15 protein-coding genes and 2 tRNA genes are annotated in these 18795 nt (G+C 55.2%); 15 read left to right on the top strand and 2 right to left on the bottom strand.

Annotation, left to right across the window (positions count from 1 at the left end):
• Positions 1-59: 59 nt before the first annotated feature.
• Positions 60-728 carry a two-component system response regulator NarL gene (narL, locus tag Q7C21_RS20680; RefSeq protein WP_052250649.1) on the bottom strand — a complete coding sequence of 223 codons (669 nt, stop codon included), beginning with the start codon at positions 726-728 and terminating at the stop codon, positions 60-62.
• A gap of 295 nt (positions 729-1023) precedes the next feature.
• On the opposite strand from narL, the gene Q7C21_RS20675 reads away from it, so the two are divergent.
• The 7 genes from Q7C21_RS20675 (at position 1024) to Q7C21_RS20645 (ending at position 10867) form a co-directional block, all read left to right on the top strand.
• Positions 1024-2415, top strand: a complete 1392-nt coding sequence (locus tag Q7C21_RS20675; RefSeq protein WP_033761595.1) for a NarK family nitrate/nitrite MFS transporter — start codon at positions 1024-1026, stop codon at positions 2413-2415.
• A gap of 101 nt (positions 2416-2516) precedes the next feature.
• The gene (locus Q7C21_RS20670) at positions 2517-6278 is read left to right on the top strand and encodes a nitrate reductase subunit alpha (RefSeq protein ID WP_375151069.1); all 3762 of its coding nucleotides are present in this window, start codon (positions 2517-2519) and stop codon (positions 6276-6278) included.
• Positions 6275-7819 carry a nitrate reductase subunit beta gene (narH, locus tag Q7C21_RS20665; RefSeq protein ID WP_039660777.1) on the top strand — a complete coding sequence of 515 codons (1545 nt, stop codon included), beginning with the start codon at positions 6275-6277 and terminating at the stop codon, positions 7817-7819. The genes Q7C21_RS20670 and narH overlap by 4 nt, the downstream gene beginning before the upstream one ends.
• Positions 7816-8544 (top strand): nitrate reductase molybdenum cofactor assembly chaperone, encoded by a 729-nt coding sequence (narJ, locus tag Q7C21_RS20660; RefSeq protein ID WP_140034055.1) that lies wholly within the window; start codon positions 7816-7818, stop codon positions 8542-8544. The genes narH and narJ overlap by 4 nt, the downstream gene beginning before the upstream one ends.
• A complete protein-coding gene (gene narI / locus Q7C21_RS20655) occupies positions 8541-9218 on the top strand; it encodes a respiratory nitrate reductase subunit gamma (RefSeq protein WP_008927097.1) in 678 nt (225 codons plus the stop codon). Before narJ ends, narI begins: the two co-directional genes overlap by 4 nt.
• Before the next feature lie 150 nt (positions 9219-9368).
• Positions 9369-10451: a lytic murein transglycosylase B gene (gene mltB, locus Q7C21_RS20650; protein ID WP_003849072.1), complete on the top strand. Its 1083-nt coding sequence runs from the start codon at positions 9369-9371 to the stop codon at positions 10449-10451.
• Positions 10452-10531: 80 nt separating this feature from the next.
• On the top strand, positions 10532-10867 hold the full coding sequence (locus Q7C21_RS20645) for a zinc ribbon domain-containing protein YjdM (RefSeq protein ID WP_003849071.1): 336 nt from the start codon (positions 10532-10534) through the stop codon (positions 10865-10867).
• A gap of 33 nt (positions 10868-10900) precedes the next feature.
• Here the strand turns inward: Q7C21_RS20645 and Q7C21_RS20640 are convergent, their stop codons facing one another.
• The gene (locus Q7C21_RS20640; RefSeq protein ID WP_154926990.1) at positions 10901-11788 is read right to left on the bottom strand and encodes a dihydrodipicolinate synthase family protein; all 888 of its coding nucleotides are present in this window, start codon (positions 11786-11788) and stop codon (positions 10901-10903) included.
• Positions 11789-11955: 167 nt separating this feature from the next.
• On the opposite strand from Q7C21_RS20640, the gene tam reads away from it, so the two are divergent.
• The 8 genes from tam (at position 11956) to Q7C21_RS20600 (ending at position 18794) form a co-directional block, all read left to right on the top strand.
• Positions 11956-12732 (top strand): trans-aconitate 2-methyltransferase, encoded by a 777-nt coding sequence (tam, locus tag Q7C21_RS20635; RefSeq protein ID WP_140916657.1) that lies wholly within the window; start codon positions 11956-11958, stop codon positions 12730-12732.
• 105 nt (positions 12733-12837) lie between these two features.
• On the top strand, positions 12838-13332 hold the full coding sequence (gene pncC, locus Q7C21_RS20630; RefSeq protein ID WP_003849065.1) for a nicotinamide-nucleotide amidase: 495 nt from the start codon (positions 12838-12840) through the stop codon (positions 13330-13332).
• 95 nt (positions 13333-13427) lie between these two features.
• Positions 13428-14498 (top strand): recombinase RecA, encoded by a 1071-nt coding sequence (gene recA, locus Q7C21_RS20625; protein ID WP_003849064.1) that lies wholly within the window; start codon positions 13428-13430, stop codon positions 14496-14498.
• A gap of 124 nt (positions 14499-14622) precedes the next feature.
• On the top strand, positions 14623-15141 hold the full coding sequence (locus Q7C21_RS20620) for a regulatory protein RecX (protein ID WP_008927093.1): 519 nt from the start codon (positions 14623-14625) through the stop codon (positions 15139-15141).
• 133 nt (positions 15142-15274) lie between these two features.
• Positions 15275-17902, top strand: a complete 2628-nt coding sequence (alaS, locus tag Q7C21_RS20615) for an alanine--tRNA ligase (RefSeq protein WP_375151068.1) — start codon at positions 15275-15277, stop codon at positions 17900-17902.
• 249 nt (positions 17903-18151) lie between these two features.
• Positions 18152-18337 carry a carbon storage regulator CsrA gene (gene csrA, locus Q7C21_RS20610; protein WP_008927091.1) on the top strand — a complete coding sequence of 62 codons (186 nt, stop codon included), beginning with the start codon at positions 18152-18154 and terminating at the stop codon, positions 18335-18337.
• A 282-nt stretch (positions 18338-18619) separates the two neighbouring features.
• A tRNA-Ser gene (locus Q7C21_RS20605) sits at positions 18620-18712 on the top strand.
• Between the two features lie 8 nt (positions 18713-18720).
• Positions 18721-18794, top strand: a tRNA-Arg gene (locus Q7C21_RS20600).
• The last annotated feature ends 1 nt before the right edge of the window (position 18795 follow it).

Below are 18795 nucleotides of genomic sequence, written 5' to 3'. Positions count from 1 at the left end.
TTCTGCGACAGCTTTCGGCGGGCAGGGCGGCAACACGCCGCATCAGGGCGTGTTGCAGATCAGTGCAGCCCGTTTTGCAGCGCCCAGACGGCGGCTTCAAGTCGCGACTTAAGGTTCATTTTCTTCAGCAGATATTTGACGTGGACCTTGACCGTACTTTCACTGATGTCCAGTTTGCGGGCGATGGCTTTGTTGGTCATGCCGTCGCTGATCAGTTGCAGGATCTCGCGTTCGCGCCGGGTCAGCTGATTAATGTCGCGCGTCTGACCAGGCTGCGCTTCGCGTAATCGGGCAACCAGAATCGGTGTCAACGCTTCGCTCAGCACGATCTGTCCGGCAGCCGCATGATGCAGCGCTTTCAGCAGGTCTTCCGGTTCCATATCTTTCAGCAGATAACCATCAGCACCGCGTTTCAGCGCGCTGATCACATCCTCTTCATTATCTGAAACGCTGAATACCACCACCCGGCCAGAGAGGGCGATTTCACGCAGCTGGGTTAGCGTATCCAGTCCGTTCAGGCCTGGCATATTGAGATCAAGCAGGATCAGATCGGGATCGTGCAGCTGTGCCAGCGTCAGGCCATCAATGCCATTACCTGCTTCGGCAACGACCTGCAGTCGCTCATCCAGCGCAATCAGCTGCTTAAGTCCACTACGCAGCATGGGATGGTCATCGATCAGTAAAAGCGTAAATTTCCCGTCCGTCACTATGGCTCCTGTTCCTGTCATCTGCGTCAGCCCCGGCGGGCGACAATGCCTATCTTAACGGGGAAGTCCGGTCGCTATATACCCCTTATGGACTACTCCTTTATTTCCATTCAGACATCCCTTTGCTGACGGCGCTTGCGGCTGCCATTAAACCGCATGATTTATAAGGGTTATAAGCAGCCAGCTAACTACTTAACCGGGATGGTCAGGGATTGCCGCGCCTTTGTAACCTGCCTTGCCGTTGATTTGTATCAAGCAAGCCGCCAGGCCGGATACGCAGGATATGCACAATTATTATTCTGCTGATGAGAAATTTATGACCCAATCCGCTCCTTTGCAAACTCCGATGCGCGGCGCATTAATTCAGGACTGGCAGCCGGAAAACGAGGCGTTCTGGCAGGCGCGCGGTAAGCGTATCGCCAGCCGTAACCTGTGGATTTCTGTTTTCTGCCTGTTGCAGGGTTTCTGTGTCTGGATGTTGTTCAGCACCGTCGCGGTTAACCTCAATAAAGTGGGCTTTAACTTCAGCACCGAACAGCTCTTTTTACTGACCGCACTGCCGTCGGTCTCTGGCGCCTTGCTGCGTGTTCCTTACTCTTTTGTTATTCCCATCTTTGGCGGACGCCGCTGGACAGCCTTCAGCACTGGCATCCTGATCATTCCCTGTCTGTGGCTGGGTTTTGCTGTACAGGACAGCCAGACTTCATTCACCACTTTTATGGTGATTGCTCTGCTGTGCGGTTTTGGCGGTGCTAACTTCGCTTCAAGCATGGGCAACATCAGCTTCTTCTTCCCCAAAGCCCGTCAGGGCGGCGCGCTGGGCATCAACGGCGGTCTGGGTAATCTTGGCGTCAGCGTGATGCAGTTTGTTGCACCGCTGGCCATCTCCTGCGCCATTTTTGGTTTTGCGGATACAGGCCATACCACCGTCACCGGCGACAGCATCTGGCTGGAAAATGCGGCCTGGATATGGGTGCCGTTTCTGGCACTCGGCACGCTGGCGGCCTGGTTCGGCATGAACGACCTGGCAGCGGCGAAATCCTCGCTGCGTGAACAGTTGCCGGTGCTGAAACGCCCACACCTGTGGGTTATGGCATTGCTCTATCTGGCGACCTTCGGTTCATTTATTGGGTTCTCGGCCGGTTTTGCCATGCTGGCGAAGACGCAATTCCCTGATGTTGTGATCATGCATTACGCCTTTTTCGGCCCGCTGATTGGCGCGCTGGCCCGTTCAGCAGGTGGCATCATCTCTGACCGTCTCGGCGGCACCCGCGTCACGCTGGTCAACTACATCCTGATGGCGCTGTTTACCGCGCTGCTGTTCCTCACCCTGCCGGGTGACGGACATGACGGCTCATTTATCGCCTTCTTCGCCGTATTTATGGGCCTGTTCCTGACCTCCGGTCTGGGCAGCGGCTCTACCTACCAGATGATTGCGGTGCTCTTCCGCAAGCTGACGCTGGAACGTATCAAAGCTGAAGGCGGCGACGATGCGCATGCGCAGCGTGAAGCTGGAACGGAAACCTCGGCTGCGCTCGGCTTTATCTCCGCCATTGGCGCGCTGGGCGGCTTCTTTATTCCGCAGACCTTTGGCCTGTCGCTCGCGATGACCGGTTCACCCGCTGGCGCGATGAAAATCTTCCTGGTCTTTTACCTCTGCTGTATCGCAGTGACCTGGCTGGTTTACGGACGAAAAGCCCGCGCCTGATAACGATAAAGCCGGTGTGGCACACCGGCAAAATTTTCCTTTCTGTGTCACGACAGATGCAGAGTCAGCAATGTCATACAACGCCTTCAGGAGTATTCCGGATGAGCAAGTTTCTTGATCGATTTCGTTATTTTAAACAGCTGGCCGAGCCGTTTTCCGGCCAGCATGGCCAGACCTTAAACAGCAACCGCGACTGGGAAGATGGCTATCGCAGCCGCTGGCAGCACGATAAAATCGTGCGCTCCACCCACGGTGTTAACTGTACCGGCTCATGCAGCTGGAAAATCTACGTGAAAAACGGTCTGGTCACCTGGGAGACCCAGCAGACCGACTATCCACGTACCCGTCCCGATCTGCCCAACCATGAGCCGCGCGGTTGTCCACGCGGTGCAAGCTACTCCTGGTATCTCTACAGCGCTAATCGCCTGAAATATCCGCTGATGCGCAAGAAGCTGATTCAGTTGTGGCGCGACGCGAAAGCGCAGCACAGCGATCCGGTGGAGGCCTGGGCATCCATCATCAGCAATCCGGAAAAAGCAAAAAGTTATAAGCAGGCGCGTGGCCGCGGGGGCTTTGTTCGTTCCAGCTGGCAGGAAGTCAATGAGATGATCGCCGCTGCGAACATCTGCACCGCGAAAACTTACGGCCCTGACCGCATTGTCGGATTCTCGCCGATTCCGGCAATGTCGATGGTCTCTTATGCGGCAGGCGCACGTTACCTGTCGCTGATTGGTGGCACCTGCCTGAGCTTTTACGACTGGTATTGTGACCTGCCACCAGCGTCACCGATGACCTGGGGCGAGCAGACCGACGTGCCGGAATCGGCTGACTGGTACAACTCCTCTTACATCATCGCCTGGGGCTCTAACGTGCCGCAGACCCGCACCCCGGACGCCCACTTCTTTACCGAAGTCCGTTATAAGGGAACGAAAACCGTGGCGATCACCCCGGACTACGCTGAAGTCGCGAAGCTGTGCGATCAGTGGCTGAGTCCGAAGCAGGGCACCGACAGCGCGATGGCGCTGGCAATGGGCCATGTGATGCTGAAAGAGTTTCATCTTGATCGCGAGGTTGGCTATTTCCGCGACTACGTGCGACGTTATACCGATATGCCGATGCTGGTCATGCTGGAACCGCGCGAGGGCGGCTACTTCGCAGCAGGCCGTCAGCTGCGCGCCAGCGATCTGGTGGATGGTCTGGGTCAGGAAAATAACCCGGAATGGAAAACCGTCGCAATCAACGAGGCGACCGGCGAGCTTACCGCGCCGCAGGGATCTATCGGCTTCCGCTGGGGCGAAAAAGGCAAATGGAACCTGGAGCAGCGCGACGGTCTGTCACAAAAAGAAGTGGAACTGCAGCTTAGCCTGCTCGGCAGCCACGATGAGGTGGTTGAGGTCGGTTTCCCTTACTTTGGCGGCATCACCAGTGAGCATTTCAACAGCGTCGCGCTGGATGAGATCCTGCTGCACAAACTGCCAGTGAAACGCCTGAAACTGGCCGATGGCAGCGAAGCGCTGGTCACCAGCGTTTACGACCTGACCCTGGCAAACTATGGTCTGGAGCGCGGTCTGGGTGATGCCAACTGCGCGCAAAACTACGATGAGATCAAAGCCTACAGTCCGGCCTGGGCGGAGCAGATTACGGGCGTCTCCCGTCAGAACATCATCCGCATTGCCCGTGAGTTTGCCGAAAACGCTGAGAAAACCCGTGGCCGTTCAATGATCATCGTCGGTGCCGGTATGAACCACTGGTATCACATGGATATGAACTACCGTGGCCTGATGAACATGCTGATTTTCTGCGGCTGCGTGGGTCAGAGCGGAGGTGGCTGGGCGCACTATGTCGGCCAGGAAAAACTCCGTCCGCAGACCGGCTGGGCCCCGCTGGCCTTTGGACTCGACTGGCAGCGTCCGCCACGGCAGATGAACAGCACCTCCTTCTTCTATAACCACTCCAGTCAGTGGCGTTATGAAACCCTGGCCACCAGCGAACTGCTGTCACCGCTGGCGGACAAAAGCCGCTACAGCGGCAGCCTGATCGACCTTAACGTACGGTCCGAACGTATGGGCTGGCTGCCGTCTGCGCCTCAGCTTAACGTCAACCCGCTGCACATCGCGGCACAGGCGAAAGCCGCCGGTCAGTCACCGCTGGATTATACCGTGGAGAGCCTGAAGCAGGGCACCATGCGGTTCGCCGCTGAACAGCCGGACGACCCGCAGAACTTCCCGCGCAACCTGTTTGTCTGGCGGTCCAATCTGCTTGGCTCTTCCGGTAAAGGGCATGAGTACATGCTGAAATACCTGCTGGGTACCGAAAACGGTATTCAGGGCAAAGATTTGGGCCAGCAGGGCTGCGTGAAGCCCGAAGAAGTTGAATGGCTGGACCAGGGCGCCGAAGGCAAACTGGATCTGGTGGTCACACTCGACTTCCGCATGTCGAGCACCTGTCTCTATTCCGACGTGGTGTTGCCTACCGCCACCTGGTATGAAAAAGACGATATGAATACCTCGGATATGCATCCGTTTATTCATCCGCTTTCGGCCGCTGTCGATCCTGCCTGGGATTCAAAAAGCGACTGGGAGATCTACAAAGGCATTGCCAAAGCTTTCTCTGATCTCTGCCCTGGCCATTTAGGCGTTGAAACTGACGTGGTTACGCTGCCGGTATTGCATGATTCGCCAGCCGAACTGGCGCAGCCGTTTGAGGCAAAAGACTGGAAAAAAGGGGAGTGCGACCTGATTCCAGGCAAAACCGCGCCACATATTATGGTGGTCGAGCGCGACTATCCGGCGACCTGGGCGCGTTTTACCTCGCTGGGACCGTTGCTGGATAGCCTGGGTAACGGTGGCAAAGGCATCAGCTGGAACACCAGCAAAGAAGTCGATTTCCTCAAACAGCTGAACTACGTCAAAGCGGATGGCCCGGCGGCAGGACGGCCGAATATTGATACGGCGATCGATGCAGCAGAAGTGATCCTGGCGCTGGCACCGGAAACCAATGGTCAGGTGGCGGTGAAAGCCTGGCAGGCGCTGGGCGCTATTACGGGTCGTGACCACACGCATCTGGCACTCAACAAAGAAGACGAGAAAATCCGCTTCCGCGATATCCAGGCGCAGCCGCGCAAAATTATCTCCAGCCCGACCTGGTCAGGTCTTGAAGATGAACACGTTTCTTACAACGCCTGCTACACCAATGTTCATGAGCTGATCCCGTGGCGCACCCTGAGCGGCCGTCAGCAGCTTTATCAGGATCATGAGTGGATGCGCGCCTTCGGGGAAAGCCTGATGGTCTATCGTCCGCCCATTGATACCCGCGCGGCGAAGCCGTTGCTGAACAGCAAGCCCAACGGTAATCCGGAGAAGGCGCTGAACTTCCTGACGCCACACCAGAAGTGGGGCATTCACTCAACCTACAGCGACAACCTGCTGATGCTGACGCTGTCACGTGGCGGACCCATCGTCTGGATGAGTGAAGATGACGCCCGCGAGCTGGGCATTGTGGATAACGACTGGATCGAGGCGTTCAACGCCAACGGCGCGCTGACTGCGCGTGCGGTCGTGAGCCAGCGCATCCCGGCCGGTATGACCATGATGTACCACGCCCAGGAGCGCATCGTGAATATCCCCGGCTCGGAAATCACCAGCCAGCGTGGCGGTATTCATAACTCGGTGACGCGAACCTGCCCGAAACCGACCCATATGATCGGCGGCTATGCGCAGCTCTCCTGGGGCTTTAACTACTACGGCACTGTCGGCTCCAACCGCGATGAATTCGTGGTGGTGAGAAAAATGAACAACGTTAACTGGTTAGATGGGGAAGGCAACGATGCCTGCCAGGGCAGCCAGCAGGAGGTAAAACCATGAAAATTCGCTCACAGGTTGGCATGGTGCTGAACCTCGACAAATGTATCGGCTGCCACACCTGCTCGGTGACCTGTAAAAATGTCTGGACCAGCCGCGAGGGCATGGAATACGCCTGGTTCAACAACGTCGAAAGCAAACCTGGCGTCGGCTATCCGCACGCCTGGGAAGATCAGCAGAAGTGGAAGGGCGGCTGGATCCGTAAGATCAACGGCAAGCTGGAACCGCGCATGGGCAGTCGCGTCGGCCTGCTGTCGAAGATCTTCGCCAACCCGGATGTGCCGGCGCTGGATGATTATTACGAGCCGTTCGATTTCGATTATCAGCATCTGCACACTGCGCCGGCCGGTAAACATCAGCCGATCGCACGCCCGCGTTCGCTGATCACCGGTCAGCGGATGAAAAAGATCGAAAACGGCCCGAACTGGGAAGAGATCCTCGGCGGCGAGTTTGCCAAACGCGCGCAGGATAAAAACTTCGATAACATCCAGAAGGAGATTTACGGCCAGTTTGAACACACCTTCATGATGTACCTGCCACGCCTGTGTGAGCACTGCCTTAATCCGGCATGTGTGGCGACCTGTCCTAGCGGCGCGATCTACAAGCGCGGCGAAGATGGCATCGTGCTGATCGACCAGGATAAATGTCGCGGCTGGCGCATGTGCCTGACCGGCTGTCCGTACAAGAAGATCTACTTCAACTGGAAAAGCGGCAAGTCAGAAAAATGTATTTTCTGTTATCCGCGTATCGAAGCGGGTCAGCCCACCGTCTGCTCAGAAACCTGTGTTGGCCGTATTCGCTACCTCGGCGTGCTGCTCTATGACGCTGACCGCATTGAAGAGGCTGCCGCCGCAGAAAACGAGAAAGATCTCTATCAGAGCCAGCTGGATATTTTCCTTGATCCTAATGATCCCGTGGTGATTGCGCAGGCGCTGAAAGATGGCGTCGCGCAGAGCGTGATCGACGCAGCACAGCGATCCCCGGTTTATAAAATGGCGATGGAGTGGAAGCTGGCGCTGCCGCTTCACCCTGAATACCGCACGTTGCCGATGGTCTGGTATGTGCCGCCGTTGTCACCGATTCAGTCGGTGGTGGATGGTGGGGCGCTGGCGCACACCGGCGTGCTGCCGGATGTGGAAAGCCTGCGCATTCCGGTTGAGTACCTGGCGAACCTGCTGACCGCAGGTGACACCGCACCGGTGTTGCTGGCGCTGAAACGCATGCTGGCGATGCGCCATTACAAGCGCGCAGAAAGTGTGGACGGTGAGCATGATATCCGGGCGCTGGAGCAGGTCGGTCTGACCGAAGCGCAGGCGCAGGAGATGTACCGCTATCTGGCGATCGCAAACTATGAAGATCGCTTTGTGGTGCCCTCCAGCCACCGCGAACTGGCACGTGAAGCCTTCCCGGAAAGCAAAGGCTGCGGTTTTAGCTTTGGCGATGGCTGCCACGGCAGTGACACCAAATTCAATTTGTTCAACAGCCGGCGTATTGATGCCATCGATGTCAGCAAAAAAACCAGCCGTCCCGAGGAGGCCTCATGATGACGCTGCGTGTTCTGTCACGCCTGCTGGACTACCCGGACGAGGCGTTGTTTACGCACTATCCCGACCTGATTGCGGTACTGGAAGAGGCCAGTGAACTTAACCTGCAGCAGAGCGCACGGCTGGTGCGCTTTATCCATGAGCTCTGCGCCCGGCCAATACTGGATGTGCAGGCTGATTACTGCGAGCAGTTTGATCGCGGCCGCGCCACCTCGCTGCTGCTGTTTGAACATGTACACGGGGAATCCCGCGATCGCGGTCAGGCGATGGTCGATCTGCTTGAACAGTACCGGGCCGACGGTCTGGAGCTGGACAGCAAAGAGTTGCCCGATTATCTGCCGCTTTACCTGGAATATCTCGCCTGTAAAAGCGATGAAGCCGCGCGTCAGGGGCTGGATGACATCGTGCCGATCCTGGCTTTGCTGGCTGCGCGGCTGGAAGCGCGTCAGAGTCCTTATGCTGACCTTTTCAGGGTGTTACTGACGCTATCCGGTAGCGCGGTCGATCCTGCGGCCCTCAAGCCCCAGGTGGCGCAGGAAGCGCGGGACGATACCCCGACAGCACTGGATGCGGTCTGGGAAGAGGAGCAGATTAAATTTCTCGGCGAACAGGGTTGCGCCTCGGCGCAGCAGGCGATGCATCAGCGTCGCTTCGCCGATGCGGTTGCGCCGCAGTATCTGGATATTGCCGCGGCGACGGCGCGCAGCACGGGAGAATCAGCATGAATTTTATTAACACTTTTTTCTTCGATATTTACCCCTATCTTGCCGGAACGGTCTTCCTGGTGGGGAGCTGGCTGCGCTATGACTATGGGCAGTACAGCTGGCGGGCCGGCTCCAGTCAGATGCTGGACAAAAAAGGAATGCGTCTTGCCTCTAACCTGTTCCATATCGGCATCATCGGTATCTTCTTCGGCCATATCGTCGGGATGCTGACGCCGCACTGGATGTATGAATCGTTCCTGCCAATCGACGTGAAGCAGAAGCTGGCGATGATAGCCGGAGGCCTGTTTGGTGCATTGACGCTGGCGGGTGGCGCGCTATTGCTGAAGCGCCGTCTGACCAATCCTCGGGTGCGGGCCACCAGTAGCGTCGGCGACATTCTGATCCTGACACTGCTGGTGGCTCAGGCCACGCTGGGCCTGCTGACCATTCCGTTCTCCGCTCAGCATATGGACGGCAGTGAGATGATGAAGCTGGTGGGCTGGGCTCAGGCAGTGGTGACCTTCCACGGTGGCGCGTCGCAGCATCTGGAAGGCGTGGCGTTTATCTACCGCGTGCACATGGTGCTGGGCATGACGCTGTTCCTGCTGTTCCCGTTCTGCCGACTGGTGCATATCTGGAGCGCGCCGGTTGAGTATCTGACCCGTCGTTATCAGCTGGTGAGAAACCGCCGCTAAACGCCCGATGGCTGCGGGGGAGATACCGCCCCGCAGCCCTGTCTGATCCACTGCGGCGTTGACATTTTTTTAACATTCCGGACTGTATGTCATTGCGCTGAACGACTACTATTACCGCATCTGAATTTACCCCTCGTTTATGGATAACCGATGCGTCTCAAGTTAGCCCTCCTTGCGTTCATCCCGCTTCTGGCCTCCTGCAGCAGCAAACCTGAAGTTCCGTCCCAGCAGAAGATGCTGGCTGCACCACAGGGCGGTTTTTTACTGCAGCCGTCCCACAGCGGACAGGCGATGTTCGGCGACTTCGCAGGTAATCCGGCAGCAGAGCAATTTATCGATAAGATGGTGGAGAAGCATGACTTTGATCGTGAGCAGCTGCACAACATCATCGGTCAGGCTAAGCGACTGGATTATGTGCTGCGGCTGATGGATCGTCAGGCGCCGAGCTACACACCTGCGCCGGGGCCTAACGGTGCCTGGATCCGCTATCGCAACAAGTTTATTACGCCCGATAACGTACAAAACGGTGTGGCGTTCTGGAACCAGTATCAGGATGCGCTGCAACGTGCGCAGCAGGTCTATGGTGTGCCGCCAGAAATTATTGTCGGCATCATTGGCGTGGAAACCCGCTGGGGTCGCGTGATGGGGAAAACGCGGATCCTGGATGCGCTTGCAACCTTATCGTTTAACTATCCGCGCCGCGCCGAGTACTTCAGCAGCGAGCTGGAAACCTTCCTTCTGATGTCGCGTAAAGAGCAGGATGACCCGCTGGCGCTGAAAGGGTCTTTCGCCGGGGCGATGGGCTATGGCCAGTTTATGCCGTCGTCTTACAATGATTATGCGGTTGACTTCAACGGCGACGGTCACGCAAACCTGTGGGATCCGGAGGATGCTATCGGCAGCGTGGCGCACTACTTCCAGAAGCACGGCTGGCGCAGCGGCGAAAATGTGGCGGTTCCGGCCAGCGGTCAGGCACCGATGCTGGAAGATGGCTTCAAAACCCGTTACAGCGTGAGCATGCTGGCGGCGTCAGGCCTGTCACCACAGGGCTCGCTGGACGGAAACGATCAGGTCAGTCTGCTGCGCCTCGACTTAGGCACCAGCTACCAGTACTGGTACGGCTTACCGAATTTCTATGTCATTACCCGCTACAACCACAGCACCCATTATGCGATGGCGGTGTGGCAGCTGGGTGAGGCGGTGAGCAAGGCACGGCAGGGTGGCCTGTTATAAAGGCTATCCTTGTTAACTGTAAGGTTATATGATGACGCCCTTTTTCAGGCCACACAGCCACTGATATCTCTGGAGTCGTTATGTCTTTACCTGCCTGCCCAGCTTGTCACGCCGATTACACCTGGCAAGATGGCGATAACCTCAACTGCCCCTCCTGCGGTCATATCTGGACCGAAGGAGAGGGTGACAGCAGCAACGGATCGCTGGAAGTGCGTGATGCCAATGGCAATCTGTTGGCAGATGGCGACAGCGTCACGGTGATTAAAGATCTCAAGGTGAAGGGCAGCTCCTCATCGCTGAAGATTGGTACCAAAGTGAAAAGCATCCGTCTGGTGGAAGGGGATCACAACATCGATTGTAAAATTGACGGTTTTGGTCAGATGAAATTGAAATCTGAGTTCGTGAAAAAGAACTGAGATCCGGGGCGCAGGGATGCGCCCGTTATTCAGTTAGCTGAAAAGCCGATCGATCGCGGCGCACTGTTCCGCATTCAGCGCACCCCCGTAGTTGCGTGAGGCGCTGTTCATTGAGTCATAACGACGTGCCACGGCCGTCTTAATCGTCGTCACAAAATCATCGCCAATACTGTAAATTGCCATCAGCCTGCCGATCTGCTGCTGCAGACGCGTCAGCTCAGACAGATTGCCATTTCGCCACGCGGCCATCATCTGCGCAAAGTACTCTGGTACAAGATTATTCAGACCTGAAATCACCCCGGCGCCGCCCGCCAGAAGATTGGGAAGCAGGTATTCGTCATAGCCTGACAGCACGGCGAAATCACTGCGCACTTTGCTGGTCTCCTCAATCATCGCCCGGTTATGCGACAGGCAATCCACCGTATCTTTGATACCCACAAAGTTGGGTAACTTTGCTGCCAGCGCGGCAATCAGCGCCGGCGTCAAATCACAGCCGGTGCGTGCCGGAAAATTATAGGCAAACCATTTTCCCCCAAGCTGCGCGTCAAGTGCTTCGAAGTAGTGCATCAGTTGCTGTTGCGTCTGGCCGTAATAGTAGGGCGGCAGCACCATCACTGCGTCAAAGTTATTTTTCCAGGCGGCTTCAGTCAGTTCCAGCATGTAAGGGATACAGGTCGCCGAGACATTTGCCACCATTTTTAGGGGTGACAACGGCCTGGCTTCCCTGATCAGCTGTAAACGCTCCTGCTGTGTCAGTGAGGCGAATTCACCAATGCTGCCCATCACCAACAAGGTATCCAGACCGGAATCATTGAGGCGGGCAAAATGTCGTCCGAGCGCGTCGATATCGAGTTCACCCTGCGCATTGAACGGGGTGACGCTAGGGCACCAGACGCCGGCAAAAGCCGATTTTTCACTCATAGCGAACTCCTGGATGGGGCGTTAAAAAAATGAAACAGTGTTTTAACTTAATTATTCCAGTCCGTCTCTGCCAGCACATGATTCAAAAGTGAGCAACGTGTCGCACTTTTTCGTCTTTCGTCCGTCTCAGTAAGCGGATGCATCTGATAACTGAGCGAGAGGTCATGATGAAAGAGTGGGATCCTGTGCTGTATCGTAAATTTGAAGCGGAACGAACCCGTCCAGCCCGCGAATTGCTGGCGCGCATTAGCCTTGAACAGGTTGAGCAGGTAACCGATCTGGGATGCGGGCCCGGCAACAGTACCGAACTGCTCGCCGATACCTGGCCGCTGGCGCAGGTCACCGGACTCGACAGTTCAGCGGCGATGTTATCTCAGGCCAGCGAACGCCTGCCGCACTGCCGTTTTGTTCAGGCAGATATTCGCAGCTGGCAGGCAGAGGTGCCGCAGCAGGTTATTTATGCCAACGCTTCTCTGCAATGGCTCGACAACCACACCCTGCTGTTTCCTCATCTTGTCAGCCAGCTGGCAATCGGAGGCGTGCTGGCTATCCAGATGCCTGATAACCTTAATGAGCCCTCGCATCAACTGATGCGCGAGGTGGCGGCAACAGAGCGCTGGCATTCACGCATCAATGCCAGTGCAGTTGAACGTACAGAGCTGCTTTCAACAGGCGAGTACTACAATCTGCTGGTGCAGGCCGGTTGTGAGGTGGATATCTGGCGTACCACCTACTATCACGTAATGGCCGATGCGCAGGCGATTATCAGCTGGCTGCAGGCGACGGGCTTACGGCCTTTCCTGGCGACGCTGGATGCGTCTGAACAGACAGCTTTTCTGTCTGATTATCATCAGCGTCTGCTTACCGCCTATCCGGCTCAGGCCGATGGTCAGGTTCTGCTCGCTTTCCCGCGTCTTTTCATGGTTGCGATGAAAAAAGAGTAAGTACGATGGAAAGCCGGTCGCAAAAACAGTGCAATCGGGATAAGCGTCCTTGAAAAAGCAGACTTTCTGCACCACCTTCAATCCACAACCCAGGGAGAAATGGTAATGGATGATCAGCAGTTGCAGGCGCTTAGTGCGCAGATAGGTGAGAAGCTGAAGCAACGCAATGCCACCGTAACCTGTGCGGAATCCTGCACGGGTGGATGGATTGCTAAAGTCTTTACCGATATCAGCGGCAGTTCCGCCTGGTTCGAACGCGGTTTTGTGACCTACAGCAATGAAGCAAAACAACAGATGGTGGATGTGCAGGCTGACTCGCTGGCGCAGTATGGCGCGGTCAGTGAAGCGGTGGTGCGCGAGATGGCGCAGGGTGCCCGCAAGGCGGCCCATGCTGACTACGCGATCTCTGTCAGCGGTATTGCGGGCCCGGATGGCGGCAATGAAGAAAAACCGGTGGGTACGGTGTGGTTCGGCTTTGCCGGTCCACAGGACAACGTGTTGGCGTTGAAGCAACATTTTAACGGCGATCGTGAGGCCGTTCGCCGCCAGTCGGTGGCATGGGCCTTACAGACGCTGTATGGCGAATTTCTGACAAATTAAACTTGATACTGTATGACTATACAGTATAATTACTGGCAACAGAAAGAGTACAGGCACCCTGAGTGCGTGTTTACCCGGCTTGATTAGGAGTTGAAATGGCGATTGATGAAAACAAACAGAAGGCTTTAGCTGCCGCGCTTGGCCAGATTGAGAAACAATTTGGTAAAGGCTCCATCATGCGCTTGGGTGAAGACCGCTCAATGGATGTGGAAACCATCTCTACTGGTTCGCTGTCGCTGGATATCGCGTTAGGCGCAGGCGGTCTGCCAATGGGTCGTATCGTTGAGATCTACGGACCGGAGTCTTCTGGTAAAACCACGCTGACCCTGCAGGTTATCGCGTCTGCGCAGCGTAAAGGCAAAACCTGTGCCTTTATCGATGCTGAGCATGCGCTCGATCCGGTTTACGCCAAGAAACTGGGCGTAGACATTGAGAACCTGCTCTGTTCTCAGCCCGATACGGGTGAGCAGGCGCTGGAAATCTGTGATGCGCTGGCGCGCTCTGGTGCGGTTGATGTCATCATCGTCGACTCCGTTGCCGCTCTGACGCCTAAAGCAGAAATTGAAGGTGAAATCGGTGACTCTCACATGGGCCTCGCGGCACGTATGATGAGCCAGGCCATGCGTAAGCTGGCCGGTAACCTGAAGCAGTCTAATACCCTGCTGATCTTCATCAACCAGATCCGTATGAAAATTGGTGTGATGTTTGGTAACCCGGAAACCACCACCGGTGGTAACGCGCTGAAGTTCTACGCTTCTGTCCGCCTTGATATCCGTCGTATCGGCGCAATCAAAGAGGGCGATAACGTGGTCGGCAGTGAGACCCGCGTTAAAGTGGTGAAAAACAAAATCGCCGCGCCATTCAAACAGGCTGAGTTCCAGATCATGTATGGCGAAGGTATCAATACCTTTGGTGAGCTGGTCGACCTGGGCGTGAAGCACAAGCTGATTGAAAAAGCGGGTGCGTGGTACAGCTATAACGGCGACAAGATTGGTCAGGGCAAATCGAATGCCGGCAACTTCCTGAAAGAGAATGCTGCTGTGGCAAACGAAATTGATCTGAAGTTGCGTGAGATGCTGCTCAACGGCGCGGATGAAAAACTCGCAGCAGCTGACAAGGCTGCCGAGAAAGAAAACGCAGCAAGTGAAGCGAACGAAGACTTCTAATCACTGATGCGGGAGGGGCGAAAGCCTCTCCCATCGTTGTTTCCCCCCGCCATTACTCTTCTTGCCTTCCCTCTGTCCTGTTCTGTCGCCATAATCTCACTCCTGTTTGTACAAGGTGCGCAGTATGACTGAACCCTCTCAGCCCCAACCTGATGTCGTCTCCTATTCCCGTCTGCTGGACCGTGCGATGCGTATTCTTGGCCAGCGCGATCACAGCCGTGCAGAATTAGCCCGTAAGCTGCAACAATCAGCGCAGCGTTCCGCATGGGCACAGAAAAAAGAGCCTGAAATTGTCACTGAAGCGCTGCTTGAACAGGTACTGAATTGGTGCCAGGAGAGCGGCTGGCTCAATGACGAACGTTTTACCGAGCGTTTTATTCAGAGTCGAAGCCGCAAAGGTTTTGGGTCGCAACGTGTGCGCCTCGAACTGGCCCAGAAAGGCATTGACCGTGAATCCATTGATCTTGCGATGGAAGAGACGGAAGTCGACTGGGCGGTGTGCGCGGCTCAGCTGGCGGAACGAAAATTCGGACACCCATTGCCCACAGAGTGGAAAGAGAAAGCGAAAGTACTACGCTATCTGCAGTCAAAGGGCTTTATGACCGAAGATATCCAATCCGTTTTCAGAAATTTTGATGACTAAAAGCCGATGTAATTTTACTTCCCACTGAAGAAAATTTATCTTATTCCCACTTTTTGTTCCACTAATCAGGCACCACGAAAGTGTGGTCGCGCCGATCAGAGGGAACGTTCGTTAGCGTGATTCCAGGACATATATGAGCAAGAGCACTGCTGAGATCCGTCAAGCGTTTCTCGACTTTTTTCATAGCAAGGGACATGAGGTTGTAACCAGCAGCTCCCTCGTACCGAATAACGATCCAACCTTGTTGTTTACCAACGCCGGGATGAACCAGTTTAAAGATGTGTTCCTCGGGCAGGACAAACGTGATTACACACGTGCGACCACGTCACAGCGCTGCGTACGCGCAGGCGGTAAACACAACGATCTTGAAAATGTCGGTTACACCGCACGTCATCACACCTTCTTTGAAATGCTGGGTAACTTCAGCTTTGGTGACTACTTCAAGAGAGAGGCGATTGGTTTTGCCTGGGAACTGCTGACGAGCGAGCAGTGGTTCAGCCTGCCAAAAGAGCGTCTGTGGGTGACGGTCTATGAAACCGACGATGAAGCCTTTGATATCTGGGCGAATGAAATCGGTGTGCCGCGCGAGCGCATTATTCGCATCGGTGACAACAAGGGCAGCGCATACGCGTCTGATAACTTCTGGCAGATGGGCGATACCGGTCCTTGTGGTCCATGCAGCGAGATTTTCTACGATCACGGCGATCACATCTGGGGTGGCCCACCAGGCAGCCCGGAAGAAGATGGCGATCGTTACATTGAAATCTGGAACATTGTCTTTATGCAGTTCAACCGTCAGGCAGATGGCACCATGCTGCCGCTGCCAAAACCGTCGGTTGATACCGGAATGGGCCTTGAGCGCATTTCCGCCGTTCTGCAACATGTTAACTCCAACTATGAAATCGACCTGTTCCAGAAACTGATTCAGGCCGTTGCACAGGTTACCGGTGCAACTGACCTCAGCAACAAATCGCTGCGCGTTATTGCCGACCACATCCGTTCCTGTGCTTTCCTGATTGCCGATGGTGTGATCCCGTCGAATGAGAACCGTGGCTATGTGCTGCGTCGTATCATTCGTCGTGCCGTGCGTCATGGCAACATGCTGGGCGCCAAAGAAGCCTTCTTCTATAAGCTGGTTGCACCACTGATTGAGGTCATGGGCGCGGCAGGCGAAGAGTTGCAGCGTCAGCAGGCTCAGGTTGAGCAGGTGCTGAAAAGCGAAGAAGACCAGTTTGCCAGAACGCTGGAGCGCGGACTGGCGCTGCTGGATGAAGAGCTGGAAAAACTGCAGGGCGACACGCTGGATGGCGAAATCGTCTTCCGTCTTTACGATACCTTTGGCTTCCCGGCTGACTTAACGGCTGACGTCTGCCGCGAACGCAATCTGAAAATCGACGAAGCGGGCTTTGAGCAGGCGATGGAGCAGCAGCGTCAGCGCGCACGTGAAGCGAGTGGCTTCGGTGCTGACTACAGCAATGTTATTCGCATTGATGCCGCCTCATCATTCAAAGGTTATGACCAGCTCGATTTAGCTGCCACGGTAAAAGCGCTCTATGTTGCGGGCGAAGCGGTAGATGAAGTGACCGCAGGTCAGGATGCCGTGGTCGTGCTGGATGAAACGCCATTCTATGGCGAATCAGGTGGTCAGGTAGGCGATACCGGTCTGCTGAAAGGGAAGAATGCTGAATTTAGCGTCCAGGATACACAAAAATATGGTCAGGCAATCGGTCATGTCGGTAAGCTGACCGCAGGGCAGTTGCGTATCGGTGATCGTCTTGAGGCGCAGGTTGATGCGGCACGTCGTGCGCGCATCCGTCTGAACCACTCTGCTACCCACTTATTGCATGCCGCATTGCGTCAGGTTTTAGGTGAGCATGTGGCGCAAAAAGGCTCGCTGGTTAACGACAAATACCTGCGTTTTGACTTCTCGCATTTCGAAGCGATGAAACCTCAGGAGATTCGTCAGGTCGAAGATATCGTCAATGCGCAGATTCGTCGCAACCTGCCGGTTGAAACGGAAGTGATGGATCTGGATGCGGCGAAGTCTAAAGGTGCAATGGCACTGTTTGGCGAGAAATATGATCAGCGCGTGCGCGTTCTGACCATGGGTGATTTCTCAGTCGAATTGTGTGGTGGTACTCACGCTGCACGCACCGGTGATATCGGCCTGTTCCGTATTCAGGCTGAGTCAGGTACGGCAGCAGGTATCCGTCGTATCGAAGCTATTACGGGTGAAGGCGCGCTGGCACAGGTTAATGCGCAAAGCAGTCAGCTGCAGGATCTTGCGCAACTGGTTAAAGCGAACAGCAGCAACCTGAACGAGAAAGTGCGTGGTCTCGTTGACCATGTGCGGGCTCTGGAGAAAGAGTTGCAGCAACTGCGCGACCAGCAAGCTGCCCAGGAGAGCGCTTCACTGAGTAGCAATGCCATCGATGTTAAGGGCGTGAAACTGCTGGTCAGCGAGCTCAACAATGTCGAGCCTAAGATGTTGCGTACCATGGTTGATGACCTCAAGAATCAACTCGGGTCTGCGATTATCGTGCTGGCGACGGTTGCCGAAGGTAAGGTGTCGCTGATTGCCGGTGTGACCAAAGATCTGACTGACCGTATTAAAGCGGGCGAGTTGATCGCCGGTCTGGCACAGCAGGTAGGCGGGAAGGGCGGTGGCCGTCCTGATATGGCACAAGCGGGTGGTACAGATGCTAAAGGGCTGAAAGGCGCTCTGGCAGGCGTTGAGAGCTGGGTTAACAGCCGCCTTTAATGACTTAGAACAAGGCATTGTAAAAAGCGTCAGAACTCTGGTTCCGGCGCTTTTTAATACGATGCTAAAGCAGCAAATGACAAAGTCAGGCTGATGTAGTGTATTTCGGCTAAACTAACTATCAGCAGAATGTATTGGCGCATCGATGTGCATTGGTGTATCTCTCATAGTCAATGTGCAGCGTTAAATGATGGATAATGCCGGGAGCCTGTACAAGCCCGACTCTTTTAATCTTTCAAGGAGCAAAGAATGCTTATTCTAACTCGTCGAGTTGGTGAAACCCTCATGATCGGTGATGAGGTAACTGTAACGGTGCTGGGTGTTAAAGGTAACCAGGTACGTATTGGGGTTAACGCACCGAAAGAAGTGTCTGTGCATCGCGAAGAGATCTATCAACGCATCCAGGCTGAAAAAACGCAACAAACCAGCGTTTAACGGATTCAGCGTCTCGCACCTGTGCGAGGCGCTACCGCTTTGTCTAAAAATCCTCTCTTTTCTTCTCTCCCGCTTTCTCCCTATTTAGTTAACGTCATCCTCTCTCATTGTTGATAATTCACTCTTTTTGTCTTCATTTTGCCCCAATTGTGTGTGATTTGCTCAATCAAACAAAGTTTCGGAAAAATTGTTTGACTTAAAAGTCCGGGAAAGTAATATGTGCGCCACGCAGTGCCGATGAGCAGAAACAAGTTCAGACGCACGGTTCGAAAGAAAGCGTAAGGTGAGGTGGCCGAGAGGCTGAAGGCGCTCCCCTGCTAAGGGAGTATACGGTCAAAAGCTGTATCGAGGGTTCGAATCCCTCCCTCACCGCCATTTTCGATGCATCCATAGCTCAGCTGGATAGAGTACTCGGCTACGAACCGAGCGGTCGGAGGTTCGAATCCTCCTGGATGCAC

Origin of the sequence: Pantoea sp. ANP04 (assembly GCF_041982285.1) — a bacterium.
In the GTDB taxonomy this organism is placed as follows: Bacteria; Pseudomonadota; Gammaproteobacteria; order Enterobacterales; family Enterobacteriaceae; genus Pantoea; species Pantoea eucalypti.
Note: the sequence above shows the minus strand (reverse complement) of the source record. Positions and strands in the feature narration are given on the sequence as shown.

Bases quoted from the DNA above. Each gene is read 5' to 3' on its own strand.
- narL (WP_052250649.1), bottom strand. From the start codon at position 728: ATGACAGGAACAGGAGCCATAGTGACGGACGGGAAATTTACGCTTTTA.
- Q7C21_RS20675 (WP_033761595.1), top strand. From the start codon at position 1,024: ATGACCCAATCCGCTCCTTTGCAAACTCCGATGCGCGGCGCATTAATT.
- Q7C21_RS20670 (WP_375151069.1), top strand. From the start codon at position 2,517: ATGAGCAAGTTTCTTGATCGATTTCGTTATTTTAAACAGCTGGCCGAG.
- narH (WP_039660777.1), top strand. From the start codon at position 6,275: ATGAAAATTCGCTCACAGGTTGGCATGGTGCTGAACCTCGACAAATGT.
- narJ (WP_140034055.1), top strand. From the start codon at position 7,816: ATGATGACGCTGCGTGTTCTGTCACGCCTGCTGGACTACCCGGACGAG.
- narI (WP_008927097.1), top strand. From the start codon at position 8,541: ATGAATTTTATTAACACTTTTTTCTTCGATATTTACCCCTATCTTGCC.
- mltB (WP_003849072.1), top strand. From the start codon at position 9,369: ATGCGTCTCAAGTTAGCCCTCCTTGCGTTCATCCCGCTTCTGGCCTCC.
- Q7C21_RS20645 (WP_003849071.1), top strand. From the start codon at position 10,532: ATGTCTTTACCTGCCTGCCCAGCTTGTCACGCCGATTACACCTGGCAA.
- Q7C21_RS20640 (WP_154926990.1), bottom strand. From the start codon at position 11,788: ATGAGTGAAAAATCGGCTTTTGCCGGCGTCTGGTGCCCTAGCGTCACC.
- tam (WP_140916657.1), top strand. From the start codon at position 11,956: ATGAAAGAGTGGGATCCTGTGCTGTATCGTAAATTTGAAGCGGAACGA.
- pncC (WP_003849065.1), top strand. From the start codon at position 12,838: ATGGATGATCAGCAGTTGCAGGCGCTTAGTGCGCAGATAGGTGAGAAG.
- recA (WP_003849064.1), top strand. From the start codon at position 13,428: ATGGCGATTGATGAAAACAAACAGAAGGCTTTAGCTGCCGCGCTTGGC.
- Q7C21_RS20620 (WP_008927093.1), top strand. From the start codon at position 14,623: ATGACTGAACCCTCTCAGCCCCAACCTGATGTCGTCTCCTATTCCCGT.
- alaS (WP_375151068.1), top strand. From the start codon at position 15,275: ATGAGCAAGAGCACTGCTGAGATCCGTCAAGCGTTTCTCGACTTTTTT.
- csrA (WP_008927091.1), top strand. From the start codon at position 18,152: ATGCTTATTCTAACTCGTCGAGTTGGTGAAACCCTCATGATCGGTGAT.